This window comes from Ancylobacter moscoviensis, assembly GCF_007559435.1.
Taxonomy (GTDB): domain Bacteria; phylum Pseudomonadota; class Alphaproteobacteria; order Rhizobiales; family Xanthobacteraceae; genus Ancylobacter; species Ancylobacter moscoviensis.
Genome location: NZ_VMBP01000005.1, coordinates 183224 through 203356 on the forward strand (window position 1 = coordinate 183224; position 20133 = coordinate 203356).

A 20133-nucleotide genomic window follows, 5' to 3' on the forward strand; every position below is an offset into this window, starting at 1 on the left:
ACGTCTTGCAATGTGCGCGGAAACGGGGTAGCTGACGGGCCCTCGCAACGGCCATGTCCGTCGCGACCAAGGCTTCCTCCGCCACGCGGAAAGAAGCCGGGCGCCCGTAGCTCAGCTGGATAGAGCACCAGACTACGAATCTGGGGGTCAGAGGTTCGAATCCTTTCGGGCGCGCCACCTTTTCTTCCGTGAAATCAGAGCGTTGTATCAGTTGGTCATTGTCGCAAATGGCCTGCTGACCTCTTCTTCCGCCGCGTCGTCGGCTGGTCCATGCAGTTCCGACAGACGACCAACGTCGTGCTTCAGGCGTTGCTGGCCGCCGTCCGGCGGCGCAAGCCGAGGGGCCGTGTGCTGGTGCATTCGGGCCAGGGAGCCAGTTCACCGGCATCGAGTGGGCTTCGTTCCTGAAACACCACGATCTGCAGCCCTCGATGAGCCGTCGCGGCAACTGTCATGACAACGCCGTCGCCGAGAGCTTCTTCAGCCTGCTCAAGCGCGAACGCATCCGCCGCAACGTCTACCGCACGCGCGACGAGGCACGCCGGGATAGCCCTCCTAAATCGCGACTTGGCCGAATCTGCATAGCGACAGCCACGTCTTCATGCGTTTGTGAAGCAAAGAGCGTAATCGCCTAAATGATGGGAAATTGAGCGAGCGGTTCGATGTCCGTGCTCGGGGCTGCATGGCTCGTGATCCATCATTCCGGCGCTTTCCGTGATCCGGCGGGGGGCAGGTCTGCCGTCCGCTTCTAGGCAGGAGACGTGGGATGATGCTTGGAATTGCATGTTCGCGAAACGCTTCGAGGAGGCGTCGAAGAGGCTGGTCCAGGTCGAGCGCCGCGGCGCTCGGCATCGCGCTTGGGGTAACGGCGCCGGGCCTTGCGCAGGCACAAACCCAGCCCGCCCGACCCAACATTCTCTTCATCATGGGCGATGACATCGGCTACATGCAGCCGAGCATCTATCATCGCGGTCTGATGGTCGGTGAGACGCCCAATATCGACCGGATCGGCCAGGAAGGCGCGCTGTTCACGGACTACTACGCGGAACAGAGCTGCACCGCCGGACGCAACGCCTTCTTCACCGGAATGCATCCGCTGCGCACCGGCATGATCATGCCGCAGCTTCCCGGAAGCCCGACCTACCTGAAGCCGGGCACGCCGGCGATTGCCAAGTTCCTGTTCGATCTTGGCTACTCTACCGGACAGTTCGGCAAGAACCACCTTGGCGATCATACGGACGCCCTGCCGACGGCGCATGGTTTCCAGGAGTTCTGGGGCTATCTCTACCACCTCGACGCCATGCAGGGCGTCAGCTTCCCGGACATCAACAAGACGCCGACCGAGCAGACCGTCGCGCCGCCTTGTCAGAACACGCCGGTTCCGGGCCTGAGCCCGACCCCCGGCGGCGTCGATCCGGCTACCACCACCTGCCTGATGCCCCCGCGTCCGGTGATTGCCTGCAAGTCCAGCGACGGTTCCGCGGCGAAACAGACCTGCAAGGATGAAGGCCCGCTGACGCTGAAGCGTTCGGAGACCGTCGACGAGGAGATTTCGAGCCACATCATCGACTTCCTCGACCGCAACAATCCCAAGGAGACCGGCAAGCCGTTCTTCGTCTGGTACAATCCGGCCCGCATGCACATCACCACCATGCTGTCGGAAAAGTATCTCGGCATGGTTGGCCAGCCCGGCGGCAAGGACTGGGGCGTCAACGAAGCCGGTATGAAGCAGATGGACGACAACATCGGCTACGTCATGAAGAAGCTCGAGGAGATGGGCGAGCTCGACAACACGATCATCGTCTTCACGACGGACAATGGCGCCGAGACCATCACTTTCCCCGACGGCGGCACCACTCCCTTCAAGGGGGGCAAGCTTTCGACGTGGGAAGGCGGCATGCGCGCGCCGATGGTCGTCCGCTGGCCTGGCCATATCAAGCCCGGCACCGTCAAGACGGACATCTTCGCCTCGCTGGACTGGCTGCCCACCCTGGTTGAGATCGCGGGCGGCCCGAAGGGCAACGAGCTGAAGGCGCAGATCGAGAAGGGCGCCTATCCCGGCATCGTCAAGACCACGCTGGATGGCACCAACCAACGCGCTTATCTCGAAGGCAAGTCGGAAAAGTCGGCCCGCGACACGTTCTTCTACTATTCCGGCAAGGATCCTTCGGCGGTTCGCTACAAGAACTGGAAGATGTACTTCTCGATGGTCTCGGATGATCCCTCAGGATTTACCCGGGGGCCGGTCCCTTACCACTGGACCCAGGTCGTCAACATCAAGCGCGATCCCTTCGAAACCTCAATCGGTTCCCAGGTGAAGACGCTCACCGGCGTAGGCGGCGCGCTTGCCGCCCCAGTCACCGCCTATGTCTATGACTGGAACATGTTGCCGATCGGTCAGGCGCTGTGGCTGAAGGAGCTTGAAACCTACAATCAGTTCCCTCCGATGCAGTCTCCGGCCAGCTATAATCTTTCGCAGGTCATCGAGCAGGTAAAGGCGGCCGGGACGACGCGGGACTGACGGCCTCCAACCTTACAAGCCATGATATCCGACCGACCCGCTCTGGAGAGTGGGCCGGTCGGATCAGCCCCATCCGGTAGAGTTCGATGCTCCGCTTGATTGAGAATCTCTTTACTCGACGGTCGTTTCTGGCGACCGCAATTATCATTTCCGGCCTCGCCGCCGCACCCCTTTCGGCGTTCGCCCAGCAGGACCCTCTTCCGTCATGGAACGAGGGCGCCGCGAAGAAGGCGATCATCGAGCTGGTTAGGCAGACGACGACGCAGGGCGGTTCCGGTTTCGTGGTGCCGGCGGACCGCATTGCGGTCTTCGACCAGGACGGTACGACATGGGCCGAACATCCTCTCTATAGTCAGGCGCTCTTCGCTCTCGACCGGGTGGCCACGCTGGCGCCCCAGCATCCCGAGTGGAAGAATGTCGAGCCGTTCAAGTCGGTCCTTGCCGGCGACTACGCCGCCATCTCGAAGTTCAGCGAGAAGGAATGGCTTGAAATCGTCGCCGTCACCCATGCCGGCATGAGCACGGCTGATTTTGAGCAGATCGTCCGTGACTGGCTGCCCAAATCGAAGAACCCGATCCTGAAGCGCCCGGTGACGGAGCTCGTCTATCAGCCCATGCTCGAAGTGATGGCCTATCTGCGTGCCAATGGCTTCAGCACCTATATCGTGACCGGCGGCGGACAGGAATTCGTGCGGCCCTATTCCGATGCGGTGTATGGTATTCCCGCCGAACAGGTCATCGGTTCCAGCATCGTGACCAAGTACGAGTTCAAAGACGGTAAGCCCGTCCTGATGCGCGAGCCGAAGCTGTTCTTCAACGACAATTTCGACGGCAAGGCTATCGGCATCAACCTGTTCATCGGCAAGCGTCCGATCATCGCCTTCGGCAATTCCGATGGCGACCGTCAGATGCTGGAATGGACGACCGCCGGGGACGGCCCCCGGCTGGGTCTTCTGGTGCTCCACGACGATGCCGCGCGCGAATTTGCCTACGGCCCGGCCAATGGCCTGCCCGACACCGAGGTGGGCACATTTAGCCAGTCGCTCATGGAAGAGGCAAAGGCGCGCACATGGGAGGTGATCAGCATGAAGAATGACTGGGCGACCATATTTCCGAAGCCGAAGCCGTAAGCACGGTCGTCAGCCATAACTTGAGGAGTGGTCCGGTGCCGGAGGGCATGGGCAGCCCCCATGCGTATGGGAGCCGGGTTTCCATCCACATTGTCTCGGGCGTCGAACGCGATCGCTTCCGATCGCGATTGGTCCTTCGAATGGCGCGATGGGCCTTGGACATGACGACGGCCTGGAGCCGGATCCTCATCGACATGAAGAACGACTGGAAGCGGCTTTCGAGACGTGCAGTGAGGTCGGTGCGAACCGGCCAAGGCCTTATTGAAATGAAGGAGGGGCCGATGGGCCTACCTATTCAAAAGTCACTCGGGGCGCTCGTCGCGACCGCGTTGCTGGCATTCACCGGCGCCGCGCACGCGCAGGGCACGGCACCGGCGAAGAAGCCCAACATCCTGCTGATCGTCTCCGACGACACGGGGTGGGGCGATCTTGGCACCTATCTCGGCGGCGAACGTCGCGGCATGCCGACGCCCAATCTCGACGAGCTGGCTGCCGAAGGCATGACCTTCACCAATTTCTACGGCCAGCCAAGCTGCACGCCCGGCCGCGCCGCGATCCAGACCGGTCGCATCCCCAACCGTTCCGGCATGACGACGGTCGCGTTCCAGGGGCAAGGCGGCGGCCTGCCGGCCGCCGAATGGACACTGGCCTCGGTGTTGAAGCAGGGCGGCTACAAGACCTACTTCACCGGCAAGTGGCACCTTGGCGAGGCGGACTACGCCCTGCCGAACGCCCAAGGCTACGACGTGATGAAGTACGCCTTCCTGTACCACCTCAACGCCTATACCTATGGCGATCCGAAGTGGTTCCCGGCCATGAGCCCCGAACTTCGCGAGATGTTCGACAAAGTCACGAAGGGCTCGCTGTCGGGCAATGCCGGCGGCCCCGTCACGCAGGACTTCAAGGTCAACGGCGAGTATGTCAACACGCCGGAACAGGGGGTGGTCGGCATTCCGTTCCTCGACGAGTATGTCGAGAAGGCCGCGTTCGAATTTCTCGACGATGCGGCCAAGAACAAGGGAACCCCGTTCTTCATCAACGTCAACTTCATGAAGAACCATCAGCCGAACCTGCCGGCGCCGGAATTCATCGGCAAGTCGATCTCGAAGTCCAAATATGCGGATTCAGTGGTCGAGCTCGATACGCGCATCGGTAATGTGCTGAAGAAGCTCAAAGATCTTGGCCTCGCCGACAACACGCTGGTGTTCTATACCGTAGACAACGGCGCGTGGCAGGACGTGTACCCCGATGCCGGCTACACTCCGTTCCGCGGCACCAAGGGCACGGTGCGCGAGGGCGGCAACCTCGTTCCTTCCATGGTCCGCTTCCCCGGCAAGGTGCCGGCCGGCACCAAGAGCGACGATATCCTCGGCGGTCTCGACCTGATGGCTTCGTTCGCCTCGCTCGCGGGGCTGCCGCTGCCGACCAAGGATCGCGCCGGCGAACCGATCATGTTCGACAGCTACGATGTGACCCCGGTCTGGTTCCGCACGGGCAAGAATCCGCGCCAGGAGTGGTTCTACTTCACCGAGAACGAGCTTTCGCCCGGTGCCGCCCGCGTCGGCAACTTCAAGTATGTCTTCAACCTGCGCGGTGACGACGGAGCCCATACGGGCGGCCTTGCCGTCGATACCAATCTGGGCTGGAAGGGTGCCGAGAAGTATGTCGCCACGGTTCCGCAGGTTTTCGACCTGCCGGCGGATCCGCAGGAGCGTTACGACATCTTCATGACGACCTTCACCGAGAGCACCTGGGCGCTGGTGCCGGCCAATGAGGCCGTCAACAAGCTCATGAAGACCTATGTCCAATATCCGCCTCGCAAGCCGCAGAGCGAGGCCTATTCCGGACCCATCACACTCTCGGGTTACGAGCGTTTCAAGAACGTTCAGGACTCGTTGAAGGAGCAGGGCTTCTCGCTGCCGTTGCCGACCGGCAACTGAGCCGCGACACGACGGATGACGAAGGGGGAGCGGCGGGTGGGCTGTCCGCTGCCCCTTCATTTACGACCAACGCCGCGGGGGGAATGAATGGACAAGACACGCGCATCGACGGCGCGGCCGGCCCTCGGGCGCTGCGCCGGGCGGATCGGCACTCTGGCCGCTCTCATCGCCGGTCTTATATCCGGCGCTACGGCGCAGGCGGCGGATCGTCCCGCCCCGGCGGCGCCGGCGTCGCAGACGGCGGGACTGCCGGCTCCTGCCCCGGGCTGGGAATATCAGCTCTCGCTCTATGGCTGGGCGACCTCGCTGGTCGGCGATGTCGGCGTGCGCAATCTGCCGACGAGCTCCATCGACGTGCCGTTCTCCGAGGTGCTGAACCATCTCAACGGCGCCCTGATGGGCTCGTTCTTCGCCCAGAATGGCGAGTGGATTCTCCTTGCCGATGTCGTCTTCGCCAAACTCTCCGATGCGCGCGACCTCGGCGCGTTCGGCGGCAGCCGGCTCGACGCGGAGGTCACGCAGACCATCGCCACCGGCGCTATCGGCCGCATGCTGCCGACGGGTCGGTCCGACCTCGATATCGCGATCACCGGCGGCGTGCGCTACATGAGCGTCAAGGGAGCGATGAGCTTCGATCCCTTCGCGCTGCCGGTCGACATCGCGGGAAGCCAGCGCGAATGGTGGATCGACCCCACCGTCGGCGTCTTCGCCCATTGGGAGCTGAACCAGAAATGGTACGTCAACGCCATCGCCGACATTGGCGGGTTCGGCGTCGGCTCGAGGCTTTCCAGTACCGGCTATCTCGGCGTGGGCTACATGTGGACCGACAGCTTCTCCACCTCGTTGGGCTATCGCTACCTGTATGAGGATTACGTCGGCGAACGGACGGGGAGCGGTTCCTTCCGCTACAATACGACCATGCACGGGCCAACGGTGGCGGCGGCCTGGCGATTCTGAGCGCGACGATGTGGTTCGCACGGCCAAGCTGGAGCTTCGCTGTCGCGCTGGCGGCGGGTCTTCTCACGACCGGCGTGATCGCTCTGGCGAGCCTGCTCTTTCCCATTCGTTCCCAGGCGGCAGATGAAGCGGCCGCGCTGGGCCCCGGCGAGATCGGCGCGTTGCAGGCCTTCGCGCCCGAGGGCTTCGTCGGCTCGGCCTCCTGCGCCACCTGTCATGCGACACAAACCCGCGACTGGCTCGCATCGCAGCACGCGCGCGCCATGGCCCGCGCTACGCCGGACACGGTGCTCGGCGACTTCGGCGGCGTGCGCATCGAGCACCGCGGATCATCCGCCCGCTTCTATCGCGACGGCGCGCGCTACATGGTCGAGACCGAGGGGGCGGACGGAAAGACAGCGGCCTTCGAAGTCACGGATACCTTCGGTCTCGAGCCTCTCCAGCAATATCTGGTCAGCTTTCCCGATGGCCGCAAACAGGCCTTGCCCTTCGCCTATGACGTCCGCCCTGCGAGCGAGGGCGGCCAGCGCTGGTTCCACCTCTATCCGGACCAGATGATCGCGCCCGCCGATCCGCTGCACTGGACGGGCGCGCAGCAGAACTGGAATTTCATGTGCGCGGAGTGCCACTCCACCGCGCTGCGCAAGAATTATGACGCGGCCACGGATCGTTTCGATACCCGCTTTTCCGAGATCAGCGTCGGCTGCGAGGCCTGCCACGGACCGGCGCGCGGGCATGTCGACTGGGCGAAGGGCGCGCGCGATGCCGCCACCCCGCACAGGGGTTTCACATCCGTTGCCGCCTCGCGCCCCGTCCCGGACTGGGAGGTCGATCCCGCGACCGGAAGCCCGAAGGCCGGCGTTTCCCGGCCGGCGGGCGACGAGGTCGAAACCTGCGCCCGCTGCCATGCCCGGCGGGGCATCCTCTCGGAGAACTGGCATCCCGGCCGGCCGCTCACCGACACCCATCTGCCCACCCTCCTCTCCGAAGGGCTGTTCGAGGCGGATGGCGTGATGCGGGACGAGGTGTTCAACGATCACTCCTTCAAGCAGAGCCTGATGTATGCGAAGGGCGTGACCTGTTCCGACTGCCACGCGCCCCATTCCGCGAAACTGCGTGCGCCGGGACCGGCGGTGTGTGGGCAATGCCATCTGCCCGAACGCTTCGACACGGCCGCCCATACCGGCCACGCGCCGGGCCCCAACGCCCCCGACTGCATCTCCTGCCACATGCCCGCGCGGACCTATATGGTGGTGGACAAGCGGCATGATCATTCGTTCCGCATTCCACGGCCGGATGTCTCCGCCCGCCTCGGTACCCCGAACACCTGCAATGACTGCCATGCCGACAAGCCCGCCGACTGGGCGGCCGAGGCGATCGAGCGCTGGCACGGGCCGGAGCGAAAAGGCTTCCAGAGCTGGGCGGACGCCTTTCACGACGCCCGACGCAGCGAGCCGGCCGCGCGTGAGAAGCTGATCGCGCTGGCAAACGAAGCCGCCGTTCCGGCCATCGTCCGGGCGACGGCCGTTTCCGAGCTGCCGGGTTTTCCTTCCATTGCCAGCGAAGAGGCCATAGCCAGGGCCCTCGCGGATCCCGATCCGCTGGTGCGCATCGCGGGCCTGCGCGGACAGGCGGGGCAGCCGCTCGACGTCCGGTGGCGCCGCGTTTCACCGCTGCTCGCGGATCCCGTCGCGGGCGCGCGGATCGAGGCGGCGAGCCAGCTCGCCGATCAGCCGACATCCACGCTCACGGAAGCGGACAGGACAAAGTTGGAAGCGGCCTGGCGCGAATATGAGGCGGCGCAGCGGCTCAACGCCGATCGCGCGGAGGCGCGTGCCAATCTCGGCAATTTCCTGCTGCGGCGTGGCGATGTGGCCGGCGCGGAGATGGAATTCCTGGCCGGGCTGAAGCTCCAGCCGGCCAATGCGGGGCTGATGATCAATCTGGCCGAATTGTATCGTCTCCAGGGACGCGAGGACGAGGCGCGAGAGACCCTTCGCCGCGCTATCGCCGCGCAGCCGGAGGCTGCCGCGCCATACCATGCTTTGGCGCTCGCGCTTATTCGCCAGAGACATTATCCGGAGGCCGTGGACCACCTGGCGCGCGCCGTGGCCCTCGCCCCGGAAAATCCGCGCTACGCTTATGTTTACGCTGTAGCGCTCAGTTCGACCGGTCGTCGGGCCGAGAGCGCGGCCGTTGTGTCGGACGCGCTCCGTCGCACGCCCAATGATGCCCCGCTGCTGACGCTGGCACTGAATGAGGCGCTTCAGTCCGGTGACATCGACCGGGCCCGGACGCTTATTCCCCGACTGGTAAGCCTGCGCCCGGACGACGCCGAACTCGCCCGGCTCGCCGAGCGGTTGCGTAGCCCTCGATGAGCCGTCGCGGCCACTGTCATGACAACCTGCTCAAGCGCGAAGGCGGCCGCCGCAAGGTCTACCGCACGCGCGACGAGGCACGCCGGGACGTGCTCGATTCCATCGAGATGTTCTACAACCCGACCCGGAAGCGCGCACGGAACGGGATGCTGTCACCCATCGAGTTCGAACGGCAGCACACAGCGAAAGCCGAGGGCGTCTAGAAAACTCGGGGCGATTCACGAGCGCGCTGCGCTGTCATCCCCCTCGACGCCTATGCTCCAACTTCCGCCCTGTCTGGTCCAGATTCAACGGGCTGGGTTGAACCGGTGGATGAAGCGGGCAGACCTCGCAGCTCGAAGGGGATGAGGCCGAGATAGCTCGATGGCAGTATCCGAGGCACGAAGTCGGGCTTCCTACGCAGCGTTGCTGACGGCACTTCGCCGAAGAGCTGTCGATATGCCGTGGCGAACCGGCCGAGTTCTGGGAAGCCATGCTCCATGGCGATCGCCGTTACGGAGCTGCACGCCGGGTCCGCAAGTTGCAGGGCTCGATTGACCAGATGCATGCGGCGAAGCCAGAGATACCGGGTCGGGCTTATGCCGAACTGTTCCGTGAACACGCGACGAAGGGTACGTTCGGGTGCGCCGAGGCTTTCGCACAGTTCCGTGAGATACAGCGGCCGGCCGGCGTTCCTGGCGATGAACGCCTCCAGTCTTTCCAGGATATGCTGACGGTACCTGTGTCCACTTGCCGGGGCCTTCTCCTCACTGCAGTCGATGGCCGCCAGCATGGCGTGCACCATCGCCTGCTCCAGCGCGTTGGCCACCTCCTTGTGCGCGATCACATCCGGCGCCGATTTGGCGAGGGCTCCAGCGAAGTGATGGAGCGCGACAAGCCTGCGCATGGCATGCTCGTTCGGCCGAAGGACGAGCGTTTTCGCCGGGACGAAGATCTCGTGACCGAGAATGGCTAAGGCGGCCCTTATCAGCGCGTCCGGCTCAAGGGACATGGCTCCCCATCGGATGGCGGCGTCGGTGCGTTGGTACTGTTCGCTTTCGCGTCCCCAAAACACCAATTCGCCGGGCTGGACCTCTATCCCGCTGAGACGGGTCGAGGGTTGAGCAGCATCGGTCAGGAAGAAAATCGGCGCCCGGGCCTTGGGGATGGAAATATGCAGGGAGCGCGCCAGGTTTTCCGAGCCACGTTGCAGCCATAGTCGGCTGAAGTCGATGCGCGCCAATTCGCCCCGGAACGTGCCGCGTTCGTGGACCGCAGCCTGAACCTGCGCCGCCCGGACTGTATGAAGATACTCCTCGGCGGTATCGAAGACACGGTACGCGCTGCCCTGCACTGGATTTCCTTCATTCCCCTGCGCTGGTCTCGCTGACCGCACTGCGCTAGCCCCATCGACGTGACCAAGTTACCATCCAGCACCGCTTCGCCGGCAGAGTCAGAGGATCGTCGTGGACAACGCTACTATCATAAGCCAGCTATATGAGAGCTTCGCCAGAGGCGATGTTACGGCGGTCCTGGAGCGGCTCGATCCAGCGGTCGAGTGGTTCGAAGCCGAAGGATACCCGGCTGTCGGCGGTCGTCATGTGGGCCATGCTGGCGTTGTCGAGGCCCTGTCCCGGGTCGCGGCCGATTGGGATCAACTCGCTCTGATTCCGGATAGGTTCGTCGCGCAGGATAGTTGCGTCATCGTTCTTGGAGTGGTGTCGGGCTCCTACAGGGCGTCGCGCAAGTCGTTCCGCAGCCGCTTCGCGCATGAATGGCTTCTTCGGAATGGCCTGGTTACGCTGTGGCGCGCGCATCTCGATACGGCGCTGGTGCGGGAAGCCACGACAGGATAGCGGGCTTTGCGGCGCAATCTGTGACCGTAGCCCACAGGGACGAGCTCGGAGTCATCAAGGCGGCTGCAATCCCTTCGGCCGTCATCGCTTCAGTAGTCTCGAACCATGCATTGCTCAGACCGGTTGATTGTGCGTCGCGGTCGCGGGTTGAGCGAGGCTTCGCGGGTCGCGGTCTAAGAGAACGATACGACAAATTCTCGGCAGGGTGGTGAGCGTACTCATGAAGGGCAGGCTCCGGGCACGAACGGGACGAGCCCGGCTGATCCGAAGCGCAGCTTAAGCGAGCCTTAAGCGGACGGTTCCCCCGGCGCCACGATGCGGGCGAAGAGCGCGGCGCTGCGATTGCGTACGCGGGGGGGAGGCAACGCGGCCGGGGCAAGATCCGGTGCGGGAAGCGCGGGAGCGCCTTTCCCGAACTGCGCCTCGATGCTGCGCACGCACTGCGCCACGCCGGCATCCGCCAGCCGGTAATAGACCTGCTTGGCGGCGCGCCGCGTGGCGACGAGGCCGGCCCGCCGCAACTCGCCGAGCTGCTGGCTGAGCGCGGGCTGTCCGATGCCGGTGGCGGCGTCGATCTCGCTCACCGTCATTTCGCCGGCCTGGAGATGGGAGAGAACCATCAGCCTCTGCGCCTGTGTGTAGCTGCGCAGCTTCTCGACCGCCTTGTCGGCCTCTTCGCGTGTCAGCGCCATCGGCTCAGTCCCGTTCCGCCACCTGGCAGAACCAGGCGGGATCCGCCTCAGAAGGCGTGCTTTCATCGGTCAGCGCGCGGAGAACGGGATCGCCCGGCTGCCAGCCCTCGGGCGTCACCACATCCCCCGCTTCGGCGCGCCTGAGCGCAGCGGCGAGCCGCAGCATCTCCCGCGCCGAGCGGCCGACCGACATCGGGTACCACTGAATGGCCCGCACAATGCCCTCCGGGTCGATGAAATAGCTGGCCCGCACGGTGGAGGAATCCTGAGCGGTCTCGTCCAGCATGCCGTAGGCGCGGCTGATGACCAGTGAGGTGTCCTCCACCACCGGGAAGGGCACATCGACGCCAAAGGCACCGTGGATCGCCCGCAACCAGCCGAAATGCGAGAACAGGCTGTCCACCGACAGCCCGATCAGCCCCACGCCGAGCGCCTCGAATTCCGGTGCGAGCCGGGCCAGCGCGATGAACTCGCTGGTGCAGACCGGGGTGAAATCCGCGGGATGCGAGAACAGCACCACCCACCGTCCCCGATAATCGGAGAGCTTCACCTGCCCTTGCGTGGAGCGGGCGCTGAACACGGGCGCGGCGTCGCCGATCCGGAGCGGACGGGGCGGAACGACCGAGGAATCATGAGCGGCGGCTGGGGTGGCTGTCATTCTCTTTGATTGCCTCTTGACGGGTTTCCGTGCAATCCGCATTTACAATTACACAACTTATGTAATTATGAAATTGAATAGCGCAGGAGGAACGCCATGTCCGCCACCCATCTCGACATTGACCGGTCTCTCGAAGCCGCCGCCGCCCAGGTTCTGGCCGCCCGTGCCACCAGCAACCGCCTCGCGGTCGAAGCCTTCTTCGATGAACCGACCAATACGGCGAGCTATGTGATTCACGACCCCGCCACCCGTCGCGCGGCCATCGTCGACAGCGTGCTGGATTTCGACGCGGCCTCGGGGCGAACCTCCACGGCGTCGGCGGACGCGATCATTGCTTACGTGAGACGTGAAGGTCTGAACGTCGACTGGCTGCTGGAGACCCATGCCCACGCCGACCATCTGTCGGCCGCGCCCTATATCCAGCGCGAACTCGGCGGCAAGCTCGCCATCGGGCGGGAGATCATCACCGTCCAGAACGTGTTCGGGAAGATCTTCAACTTCGGCACCGAGTTCGCCCGCGACGGTTCGGAGTTCGACCGCCTGTTCGAGGATGGCGACACGTTCAGCCTCGGCTCCATTCCCGCCATCGTTCTGCATGTGCCCGGCCATACGCCGGCCGACATGGCCTATGTGATCGGCGACGTGGTATTCACCGGCGACACGCTGTTCATGCCGGATTTCGGCACGGCCCGTGCCGACTTTCCCGGCGGCGATGCCCGCCAGCTCTACCATTCCATCCGCCGCCTGCTGACGCTGCCGGACGAGACGCGGCTGTTCCTGTGCCACGACTACAAGGCGCCGGGCCGCGATAGCTATGCCTGGGAAACCACGGTCGGTGCCGAACGTGCCGGCAATATCCATGCTCGCGACGGGGTGGACGAGGACGCCTTCGTCGATATGCGCACCAAGCGCGACGCCACGCTGGCCATGCCCAAGCTCATCCTCCCCTCCGTGCAGGTGAACATGCGGGCGGGGCACCTTCCCGATCCGGAAGAGAACGGGCGACGCTACCTGAAGCTGCCGCTCGACACGCTCTGAAACGGCCGCCGACCGGCGCGCCAACGCCGGCCGGTCCGCCGCGTCGGCCCAAAACGAGATCGAGGAACCCCCATGACGCCGAAACAGATCGTGCCGGAATTTCACGTGTGCGGCCCATTGGATATGCAGGACCTTGCCGCCGCCGCCACCGCCGGCTTTCGCGCGATCATCTGCGCCCGTCCCGATGGCGAGGAGCCCGGACAGTTGCCGGCCAGGGAGATGGCCACGCTGGCGGAGGCGCTCGGCATGGCCTTCGTCCATATCCCGGTGACGCCCGGCAGCTTTGCCGATGCTGACGTGGCGACGATGCGCACCATGCTAGACCGGCTCCCCGGCCCGGTGCTTGGCTATTGCCGCACCGGCACGCGGGCGGCGACGCTGTGGGCGCTCGCGCAGGCGGGCCTTCGTCCGCCGGAGGCGATCCTGACGCTGGCGAACGCCGCCGGCTTTGACCTTTCCGCCCAGCGCCCCCGCCTTGCCGCCGGTGCCGTCGCCCCGCGCCCCGGCACGCCGAAGACCTATGACGTCGTCATCGTCGGCGGCGGCGCGGCCGGAATCGCCACCGCCTCCAGCCTGCTCAAGCGCCGGCCTTCGCTCGACATCGCCATCGTCGAACCGGCGGAGTGCCACTATTATCAGCCGGGCTGGACCATGGTCGGCGCCGGGGTGTTCCAGCCGGAGACCACCCGCGTGCCGATGGGCGCGGTGATGCCGGACCGCGTCACCTGGATCCGGCAGGCGGCGGCCGGTTTCGCGCCCGACGCACGGGAGGTCGCGCTCGCCGACGGCTCGTTCCTGCGCTACCGCATTCTCGTGGCCGCGCCGGGCCTCCGGCTCGCCTGGGAGGCCATTCCTGGCCTGGCCGAGGCGCTGGGGCGCAACGGCGTCACCTCGAACTACCGCTTCGACCTCGCCCCTTACACCTTCCGCCTCGCCAGCACGGTGCAGGGGGGGAGGGCTCTGTTCACCCAGCCGGCCATGCCGATCAAATGCGCCGGCGCGCCGCAGAAGGCGATGTACCTCTCCTGCGACATCTGGCGGACGGCGGGCGTGCTGCCGCGCATGGAGGTCGAGTTCCACAATGCCGGCGGCGTACTGTTCGGCGTGCCGACCTATGTCCCGGCGCTGATGGAGTATGTGGAGCGCTACGGCATCGGCCTCAATTTCGGCTCCACCCTCGTCGGCGTCGACGGCGACGCCGGGGTAGCGACCTTCGAGCGCAAGGGAAGCGACGGCACCGCCGAGCGCGTGGAGCGCGACTTCGATATGCTGCACGCCGTGCCGCCGCAGAGGCCGCTCGACGTCGTCGCCGCGAGCCCGCTGGCCGGTGCGGGCGGCTGGATCGAGGTCGACCCGGCGACGCTGCGCCATGTTCGCCATCCCGACATCTTCGCGCTTGGCGATGCCACCGATACGCCGAACGCCAAGACCGCCGCCGCCGCCCGCAAGCAGGCGCCTGTCGTGGCGGTCAATGTGCTGGCGGCACTGGAAGGGAAGGCGCCCGCCGCCCAGTATGACGGCTACGGCTCCTGCCCTCTCACCGTCGAGCGCGGCAAGATCGTGCTGGCCGAATTCGGCTATGGCGGCGCGCTTCTGCCGACCTTCCCGCGCTGGATTCTCGACGGCTCCCGGCCGACCCGGCTCGCCTGGTTTCTCAAGGACCGCATGCTGCCGCCGATCTACTGGCACGCCATGCTGAAGGGGCGGGAATGGCTGTGCCAGCCCCAGCCGGTGGTCCCGTCGAAAGAGGCCGCGTGATGCTCGAGCCGCTGCAATACGGCCTCGGCGCCGGTGCCGGCGTGCTGGTGGGGTTCACCCTCGGTCTGGTGGGCGGTGGCGGGTCCATCCTCGCCGTGCCGCTGATGGTCTATCTCGTCGGCGTGCGCAATCCGCATGTCGCCATCGGCACCAGTGCCTTCGCCGTCGCGATCAACGCCGCCGCCGGCCTGCTACAGCATGCCCGCGCGGGCACGGTGAAATGGCGCTGCGGTGGCATGTACGCCACCGCCGGCATCCTCGGCGCCTTTGCCGGCTCGAGCCTCGGCAAGCTGGTGGGCGGGGAGAAGCTGCTGTTCCTGTTCGCGCTGCTGATGCTGGTTGTCGGCGTTCTGATGCTGCGCGGGCGCGGCAATCCCGGCGAGCCGGGCGCGGAGTGCAACCGCGCGAAGGCGCCGAAGGTGCTCTGCTTCGGGCTCGGCACCGGCGCCTTTTCCGGCTTCTTCGGCATTGGCGGCGGCTTCCTCATCGTGCCCGGCCTCATCGGCTCCACCGGCATGCCCATCCTCAATGCGGTCGGTACTTCGCTGGTGGCGGTGACGGCGTTCGGTCTCACGACCGCGCTCAACTACGCGCTGTCCGGCCTCGTGAACTGGCCGCTGGCCGCCACCTTCATCGCCGGCGGCGCGCTTGGCAGCATCGCCGGGATGAAACTCGCCCGGCAGCTTTCCGGGCGTACCGGGCGCCTCACCACCGTGTTCGCGACGCTGATCTTCGTGGTCGCCAGCTACATGCTGTTCAAGAGCGCCTCGGCGCTGCTGGCCTGAGCCCTCAAGTGGCGGGCGGCACCACAACCTTCATGCCGTCCGGGATGTGCTGATACAGGTCGATCACGTCCTGGTTCAGCCCTGCTCAAAAAGCATCGATTGTTCTCGACAATCGGCGGCGGGGCACGGGGAAATGAGGGTGTGGCGCTCCCTGGGGGCTGCCCGATCCTGCGGCTGTCGGTCGAAGCAAGATCGCCTTTCTCGTTGATTTATGTCCATGTGTCGTATATCGTCGACATATGGACACGGATAAGGCTCTGGCTTCCTTCGCAGCACTGTCGCAGCCCACTCGGCTTGACGTCTTCCGGCTGCTCGTCTTGCACGAGCCGGAAGGTTTGCCGGCCGGAGAGGTCGCTCGGCAACTCGACGTTCCCCACAACACACTTTCCAGCCATCTCGGCATTCTCGTTCGGTCCGGCCTGATCAAGGCGGAACGGCAGAGCCGCCAAATCATCTACCGGGTACGGCTGACCTCTGCGCGCGAGCTCGCCGCCTTCATCCTCAAGGATTGTTGCGGCGGGAGGCCAGAGGTGTGCGTTCCCCTGATCGCCGATCTCGAGCCCTGCTGCACACCAGCGAGCAATGCCGCCAGGGAGGCGAGCGATGCCTGATCTCACGTCATCCGGCCATGTCTACAACGTCCTGTTCCTCTGCACCGGAAACTCGGCCCGCTCGCTGATGGCGGAGTCCATCCTGACGAAGGAAGGTGGTGGAAGGTTCCGAGCGTTCTCCGCCGGTAGCCAGCCGAAGGGTATAGTGCACCCGCTGACGCTCACCACGCTGCGCAGCTTTGACTACCCGACCGACGGACTACGGTCGAAAAGTTGGGGCGAATTCGGAGTTCCGGATGCGCCGGTGATGGATTTCGTCTTCACGGTTTGCGACACGGCGGCCGGGGAGACCTGTCCGGTCTGGCCTGGGCAGCCCATGACGGCGCATTGGGGGATCGACGATCCCGCCGCCGTGACCGGCACGGACATCGAAAAAGAGGCCGCCTTCGCGCGCGCCTTCCGTTATCTCAGGAATCGCATCGCCGCCTTCACGGCCCTGCCGATCCGCAGCCTCGATACCATGACGCTCGGCGCCAAGCTGCACGAGATCGGCCGCGGCGAAGGCGCGACCAGCCCGCGCTCGAACGTGGCCTAGGGGAACCTGGATGTCGTCCGTAACGATCTATCACAACCCGGCCTGCGGCACGTCACGCAACGTGCTTGGCCTGATCCGCAACGCCGGTATCGAGCCAACCATCATCGAGTACCTGAAGACACCGCCAAGCCGCGATGAACTAAAGGGGCTGATCGCCCGCATGGGTGTGCCGGTGCGCGCCATCATGCGCGAGAAGGGCACACCCTTTGCCGAACTCGGTCTGGATGACCCGAGCCACACCGATGACGATCTTCTCGACGCCATGATGGCCCACCCGATCCTCATCAACCGGCCCATCGTGATCACGCCGCTCGGCGTGAAGCTGTGCCGCCCATCAGAGGCCGTGCTCGACATCCTCCCCGCTCCGCAGCGGGGCCCGTTCCGCAAGGAAGACGGCGAGCTGGTCGTGGATGCCGACGGCCGCCGCGTGGCGGCGGCATAGGAGCGGGCATGTCGACCTTCGAACGCTACCTCACCGTCTGGGTCGCCCTCTGCATCGTCGTGGGCATCGCTCTCGGTCATGTTCTGCCGGGCGTGTTTCATTCGATCGGCGCGATGGAGATCGCCAGGGTCAATCTGCCCGTGGCGGTGTTGATCTGGCTGATGATCGTGCCGATGCTGCTTCGCATCGATTTCGCCGCGCTGGGAGAGGTCACCCGGCATTGGCGCGGGATCGGTGTCACGCTGTTCATCAACTGGGCGGTGAAGCCGTTCTCCATGGCCGCGCTCGGCTGGCTGTTCATTGGCTGGCTCTTCCGCCCTTATCTCCCGGCCGACCAGATCGACAGCTACATCGCCGGTTTGATCATCCTGGCGGCCGCGCCCTGCACGGCCATGGTGTTCGTCTGGTCGAACCTGACCCGTGGCGAGCCGCACTTCACCCTGACCCAGGTGGCGCTCAATGACGCGATCATGGTGGTCGCCTTCGCGCCGATCGTAGGCCTTCTGCTGGGGCTGTCCGCCATCACCGTCCCATGGGACACGCTGGTGCTGTCAGTGGTGCTCTATATCGTCGTGCCGGTGGTGGTCGCGCAGGCCGTGCGCCGTGCGCTGCTGGCGCGGGGAGGGCAGGCGAGCCTCGATGCCTTGCTGACGCGCCTGCAACCGCTCTCCCTCGTGGCTCTGCTCGCCACGCTGGTGCTGCTGTTCGGCTTCCAGGGCGAACAGATCCTGGCCCAGCCGCTGGTGATCGCCTTGCTGGCGGTGCCGATCCTGATCCAGGTCTATCTGAACTCGGGCCTTGCCTACCTCCTCAATCGCCTCGCCGGCGAGAAGCACTGCGTGGCGGGGCCCTCCGCGCTGATCGGCGCCTCCAATTTCTTCGAGCTGGCCGTGGCTGCCGCCATCAGCCTGTTCGGGTTCCAGTCCGGCGCCGCGCTGGCGACGGTGGTGGGCGTGCTGATCGAGGTGCCGGTGATGCTGTCCGTCGTCTGGATCGTGAACCGGTCCAAGGGATGGTACGAGAGCGGGAGTTCGGTCCCGCAGGCCGCACATGAGACGCGCTGACAAATTTCGATAACCGTCGAAATAAACTTTGACGCTTATCCCCTGCGGCCTAGCGTACTTCCATGAATCTCGAACAAGCTGCTCGCCAACTTGAGGCCATCGGCAGTCCGGCTCGCCTTCTCATCTACCGCATGCTGGTGCGGGCTAGGATGGCATCGTTTTTCGAGCGATGGGCCAGCCGGCGTTCTCTTCCGCGGCGTTCTCGGCCTTCACCTTCCACCTTTATTCCGTGCTGATCGAAACAGGCTCTGAGACCGCGTCCGTCGTTGCCGCCATGACGTTGATCGGCCGGCGCAAGTCGCCGGTCGTATCGGGATATGGGTCTTTGCCCGGCGCGAGTCCGAGGGGCGGGTCGTCGGATTCTATGGACTCGAGGCCGATCGATCGCGACAGCGATCGTGGTTCAGACGGCCTTCGGCCTGTCCGGATGCCGGTCCCTGGCAAAGAGATGGCGTCCGAGCGCTCGTGCGGTTTCGAGCTGCCTCTCCGCCGGTTCCGTAGCGGAGGGAATGAGTAATTCGGACGCGGCAACCTGCGCGCCGCAATAGTCGAATATGCCGTGATCGATCTGGGTGCGCATGGCGCCGAGATAGCCGTGCCGGGTGTAGGTGCCCAGGCTCGCGCCGCCGATGGCGACGAGGTGGACCCTGAGCCGACCGAGTTTTTTCACCAGACCGGTATCGGCGCCTTCGTCATAGGCGCTGTCGTCATAGGCCCAGCCATTGGCGAACACCCGGTCGATCCAGCCTTTGAGCAGGCCGGGCATCGACCACCAATAGACGGGATAGACGAGGACCAGCGCATCCGCGCGATCGACGCGCGACTGCTCGCGGGAGACATCCGCGGGGGGCGGTCCCTGTCTCAGATGGGCCGCGAGGTCGGCCGCGCTGAAGCGCGGATCGAAGCCCTCGGCGTTGAGATCCGCAATCTCGAACGAATGCTCCGTGCCCGACGCGGAAATGCCTTCGGCAATCTTGCGGGCCGTCGAATGTGTCAGTGATTCCGGATGGGGATGCGAGATCACGATGAGCGCGTGCATGGGAGAAACTTCCGTCCGATTGCCGTGGCAGGGTAATTGTTATATACTTTTAGTAAGTTACTTTTGGTATATAGCTATGTCAACGCCGTCGCCGGAGCGTGATCCCCCGCCGCGCCGCCGCCTTCCACGCGAGGAACGGCAGCGCCAGCTCATGCACGTCGCCTGGCGGCTTGTGCGGGAGGAGGGGACGGATGCGCTGACGCTCGGACGGCTCGCCGAGGAGGCGGGTATCACCAAGCCCGTCGTCTACGACCACTTCGGAACGCGCAACGGCCTGTTGATCGCCCTCTATCAGGACTACGACGCACGCCAGGCCGCGTTGATGGACGCCGCGATTCAGGCCAGTGCGCCGGGCCTCGACGCAACGGCCGGGGTCATCGCCTGCTCCTATGTCGCATGCGTGCTGACCCAGGGTCGGGAAATGCCGGGGGTGCTGGCGGCGCTCGCCGGATCCGCGGAACTCGAAAAGATCAAGCGCGCCTATCAGATGGCCTTCATCGCCAAATGCCGGGGCCTTCTCGCGCCTTTCACGGGTCCACGCGGCATCGCGCCGGCGGCGTTCTGGGCGATGCTCGGCGCCGCGGACGCGCTTTCGGACGCTGCCGTGAAGGGCGATGTCACGGCGGAGGAGGCGGAAGGCGAATTGTTCCGGACGATTCTCGCGCTCGTCGGCCGCAGCCACGGTATCGCGGCTTCCTGAGCGCCCGTGCCGGCCACCGGAACGGGCAAGGTGGACCTTTGCTGTTGCGA

18 protein-coding genes, 1 tRNA gene and 2 pseudogenes are annotated in these 20133 nt (G+C 65.1%); 17 read left to right on the forward strand and 4 right to left on the reverse strand.

The annotated features are described in order from the left end of the window. The first annotated feature begins 100 nt into the window (after nucleotides 1-100). The 8 genes and pseudogenes from FO470_RS15545 to FO470_RS15580 form a co-directional block, all read left to right on the forward strand. A tRNA-Arg gene (locus tag FO470_RS15545) sits at nucleotides 101-177 on the forward strand. Nucleotides 178-237: 60 nt separating this feature from the next. Next, a pseudogene (locus FO470_RS15550) lies at nucleotides 238-548 on the forward strand (DDE-type integrase/transposase/recombinase); the annotation flags it as partial. A gap of 221 nt (nucleotides 549-769) precedes the next feature. After that, nucleotides 770-2521, forward strand: coding sequence for an arylsulfatase (locus FO470_RS15555; protein WP_144344073.1), 1752 nt, complete (start codon nucleotides 770-772; stop codon nucleotides 2519-2521). Nucleotides 2522-2607: 86 nt separating this feature from the next. After that, nucleotides 2608-3651: an HAD family hydrolase gene (locus FO470_RS15560; RefSeq protein ID WP_144343889.1), complete on the forward strand. Its 1044-nt coding sequence runs from the start codon at nucleotides 2608-2610 to the stop codon at nucleotides 3649-3651. 281 nt (nucleotides 3652-3932) lie between these two features. Next, the gene (locus tag FO470_RS15565) at nucleotides 3933-5591 is read left to right on the forward strand and encodes an arylsulfatase (protein WP_144344074.1); all 1659 of its coding nucleotides are present in this window, start codon (nucleotides 3933-3935) and stop codon (nucleotides 5589-5591) included. Between the two features lie 87 nt (nucleotides 5592-5678). After that, nucleotides 5679-6548: a hypothetical protein gene (locus FO470_RS15570; protein WP_144343890.1), complete on the forward strand. Its 870-nt coding sequence runs from the start codon at nucleotides 5679-5681 to the stop codon at nucleotides 6546-6548. An 8-nt stretch (nucleotides 6549-6556) separates the two neighbouring features. Next, nucleotides 6557-8926, forward strand: a complete 2370-nt coding sequence (locus FO470_RS15575) for a tetratricopeptide repeat protein (RefSeq protein ID WP_144343891.1) — start codon at nucleotides 6557-6559, stop codon at nucleotides 8924-8926. Beyond that, nucleotides 8920-9129, forward strand: a pseudogene (locus FO470_RS15580) (IS3 family transposase); the annotation flags it as partial. The gene FO470_RS15575 and the pseudogene FO470_RS15580, both read left to right, overlap by 7 nt. Nucleotides 9130-9179: 50 nt before the next feature. On the opposite strand, the gene FO470_RS15585 reads toward FO470_RS15580, so the two are convergent. Continuing rightward, nucleotides 9180-10259, reverse strand: a complete 1080-nt coding sequence (locus FO470_RS15585; protein WP_144343892.1) for a helix-turn-helix domain-containing protein — start codon at nucleotides 10257-10259, stop codon at nucleotides 9180-9182. A gap of 112 nt (nucleotides 10260-10371) precedes the next feature. Here FO470_RS15585 and FO470_RS15590 point away from each other — a divergent pair, with 112 nt between their 5' ends. Next, nucleotides 10372-10761 carry a nuclear transport factor 2 family protein gene (locus FO470_RS15590; protein WP_186291989.1) on the forward strand — a complete coding sequence of 130 codons (390 nt, stop codon included), beginning with the start codon at nucleotides 10372-10374 and terminating at the stop codon, nucleotides 10759-10761. Nucleotides 10762-11048: 287 nt separating this feature from the next. On the opposite strand, the gene FO470_RS15595 is transcribed toward FO470_RS15590, so the two are convergent. Then, nucleotides 11049-11453 carry an ArsR/SmtB family transcription factor gene (locus tag FO470_RS15595; RefSeq protein WP_144343894.1) on the reverse strand — a complete coding sequence of 135 codons (405 nt, stop codon included), beginning with the start codon at nucleotides 11451-11453 and terminating at the stop codon, nucleotides 11049-11051. Between the two features lie 4 nt (nucleotides 11454-11457). Continuing rightward, nucleotides 11458-12111 carry a peroxiredoxin gene (locus tag FO470_RS15600; RefSeq protein WP_144343895.1) on the reverse strand — a complete coding sequence of 218 codons (654 nt, stop codon included), beginning with the start codon at nucleotides 12109-12111 and terminating at the stop codon, nucleotides 11458-11460. Between the two features lie 96 nt (nucleotides 12112-12207). Here FO470_RS15600 and FO470_RS15605 point away from each other — a divergent pair, with 96 nt between their 5' ends. The 7 genes from FO470_RS15605 to arsB all read left to right on the forward strand — a co-directional run bounded on the left by FO470_RS15605 (nucleotide 12208) and on the right by arsB (nucleotide 18344). Next, nucleotides 12208-13149: an MBL fold metallo-hydrolase gene (locus FO470_RS15605; RefSeq protein WP_144343896.1), complete on the forward strand. Its 942-nt coding sequence runs from the start codon at nucleotides 12208-12210 to the stop codon at nucleotides 13147-13149. Nucleotides 13150-13221: 72 nt separating this feature from the next. Then, entirely contained in the window at nucleotides 13222-14907 is a 1686-nt protein-coding gene (locus FO470_RS15610; RefSeq protein ID WP_144343897.1) for a bifunctional protein tyrosine phosphatase family protein/NAD(P)/FAD-dependent oxidoreductase, read from the forward strand. Further along, nucleotides 14907-15692 carry a sulfite exporter TauE/SafE family protein gene (locus FO470_RS15615; RefSeq protein ID WP_144344075.1) on the forward strand — a complete coding sequence of 262 codons (786 nt, stop codon included), beginning with the start codon at nucleotides 14907-14909 and terminating at the stop codon, nucleotides 15690-15692. Before FO470_RS15610 ends, FO470_RS15615 begins: the two co-directional genes overlap by 1 nt. 239 nt (nucleotides 15693-15931) lie before the next feature. Continuing rightward, a complete protein-coding gene (locus FO470_RS15620) occupies nucleotides 15932-16303 on the forward strand; it encodes an ArsR/SmtB family transcription factor (RefSeq protein ID WP_144343898.1) in 372 nt (123 codons plus the stop codon). Further along, nucleotides 16296-16838, forward strand: a complete 543-nt coding sequence (locus FO470_RS15625) for an arsenate reductase ArsC (protein ID WP_144343899.1) — start codon at nucleotides 16296-16298, stop codon at nucleotides 16836-16838. Before FO470_RS15620 ends, FO470_RS15625 begins: the two co-directional genes overlap by 8 nt. 10 nt (nucleotides 16839-16848) lie before the next feature. Beyond that, a complete protein-coding gene (gene arsC / locus FO470_RS15630; RefSeq protein WP_144343900.1) occupies nucleotides 16849-17280 on the forward strand; it encodes an arsenate reductase (glutaredoxin) in 432 nt (143 codons plus the stop codon). A gap of 8 nt (nucleotides 17281-17288) precedes the next feature. After that, complete coding sequence (arsB, locus tag FO470_RS15635) at nucleotides 17289-18344, forward strand: ACR3 family arsenite efflux transporter (RefSeq protein ID WP_144343901.1); 1056 nt, start codon at nucleotides 17289-17291, stop codon at nucleotides 18342-18344. A 403-nt stretch (nucleotides 18345-18747) separates the two neighbouring features. Here arsB and FO470_RS15650 read toward each other — a convergent pair whose 3' ends face one another. Continuing rightward, nucleotides 18748-19383, reverse strand: coding sequence for an NAD(P)H-dependent oxidoreductase (locus FO470_RS15650; protein ID WP_144343902.1), 636 nt, complete (start codon nucleotides 19381-19383; stop codon nucleotides 18748-18750). Between the two features lie 76 nt (nucleotides 19384-19459). On the opposite strand from FO470_RS15650, the gene FO470_RS15655 reads away from it, so the two are divergent. Beyond that, entirely contained in the window at nucleotides 19460-20083 is a 624-nt protein-coding gene (locus FO470_RS15655; RefSeq protein ID WP_144343903.1) for a TetR/AcrR family transcriptional regulator, read from the forward strand. The last annotated feature ends 50 nt before the right edge of the window (nucleotides 20084-20133 follow it).

Bases quoted from the DNA above. Each gene is read 5' to 3' on its own strand.
- FO470_RS15555 (WP_144344073.1), top strand. From the start codon at position 770: ATGCTTGGAATTGCATGTTCGCGAAACGCTTCGAGGAGGCGTCGAAGA.
- FO470_RS15560 (WP_144343889.1), top strand. From the start codon at position 2,608: ATGCTCCGCTTGATTGAGAATCTCTTTACTCGACGGTCGTTTCTGGCG.
- FO470_RS15565 (WP_144344074.1), top strand. From the start codon at position 3,933: ATGGGCCTACCTATTCAAAAGTCACTCGGGGCGCTCGTCGCGACCGCG.
- FO470_RS15570 (WP_144343890.1), top strand. From the start codon at position 5,679: ATGGACAAGACACGCGCATCGACGGCGCGGCCGGCCCTCGGGCGCTGC.
- FO470_RS15575 (WP_144343891.1), top strand. From the start codon at position 6,557: ATGTGGTTCGCACGGCCAAGCTGGAGCTTCGCTGTCGCGCTGGCGGCG.
- FO470_RS15595 (WP_144343894.1), bottom strand. From the start codon at position 11,453: ATGGCGCTGACACGCGAAGAGGCCGACAAGGCGGTCGAGAAGCTGCGC.
- FO470_RS15600 (WP_144343895.1), bottom strand. From the start codon at position 12,111: ATGACAGCCACCCCAGCCGCCGCTCATGATTCCTCGGTCGTTCCGCCC.
- FO470_RS15605 (WP_144343896.1), top strand. From the start codon at position 12,208: ATGTCCGCCACCCATCTCGACATTGACCGGTCTCTCGAAGCCGCCGCC.
- FO470_RS15610 (WP_144343897.1), top strand. From the start codon at position 13,222: ATGACGCCGAAACAGATCGTGCCGGAATTTCACGTGTGCGGCCCATTG.
- FO470_RS15615 (WP_144344075.1), top strand. From the start codon at position 14,907: ATGCTCGAGCCGCTGCAATACGGCCTCGGCGCCGGTGCCGGCGTGCTG.
- FO470_RS15620 (WP_144343898.1), top strand. From the start codon at position 15,932: ATGGACACGGATAAGGCTCTGGCTTCCTTCGCAGCACTGTCGCAGCCC.
- FO470_RS15625 (WP_144343899.1), top strand. From the start codon at position 16,296: ATGCCTGATCTCACGTCATCCGGCCATGTCTACAACGTCCTGTTCCTC.
- arsC (WP_144343900.1), top strand. From the start codon at position 16,849: ATGTCGTCCGTAACGATCTATCACAACCCGGCCTGCGGCACGTCACGC.
- arsB (WP_144343901.1), top strand. From the start codon at position 17,289: ATGTCGACCTTCGAACGCTACCTCACCGTCTGGGTCGCCCTCTGCATC.
- FO470_RS15650 (WP_144343902.1), bottom strand. From the start codon at position 19,383: ATGCACGCGCTCATCGTGATCTCGCATCCCCATCCGGAATCACTGACA.
- FO470_RS15655 (WP_144343903.1), top strand. From the start codon at position 19,460: ATGTCAACGCCGTCGCCGGAGCGTGATCCCCCGCCGCGCCGCCGCCTT.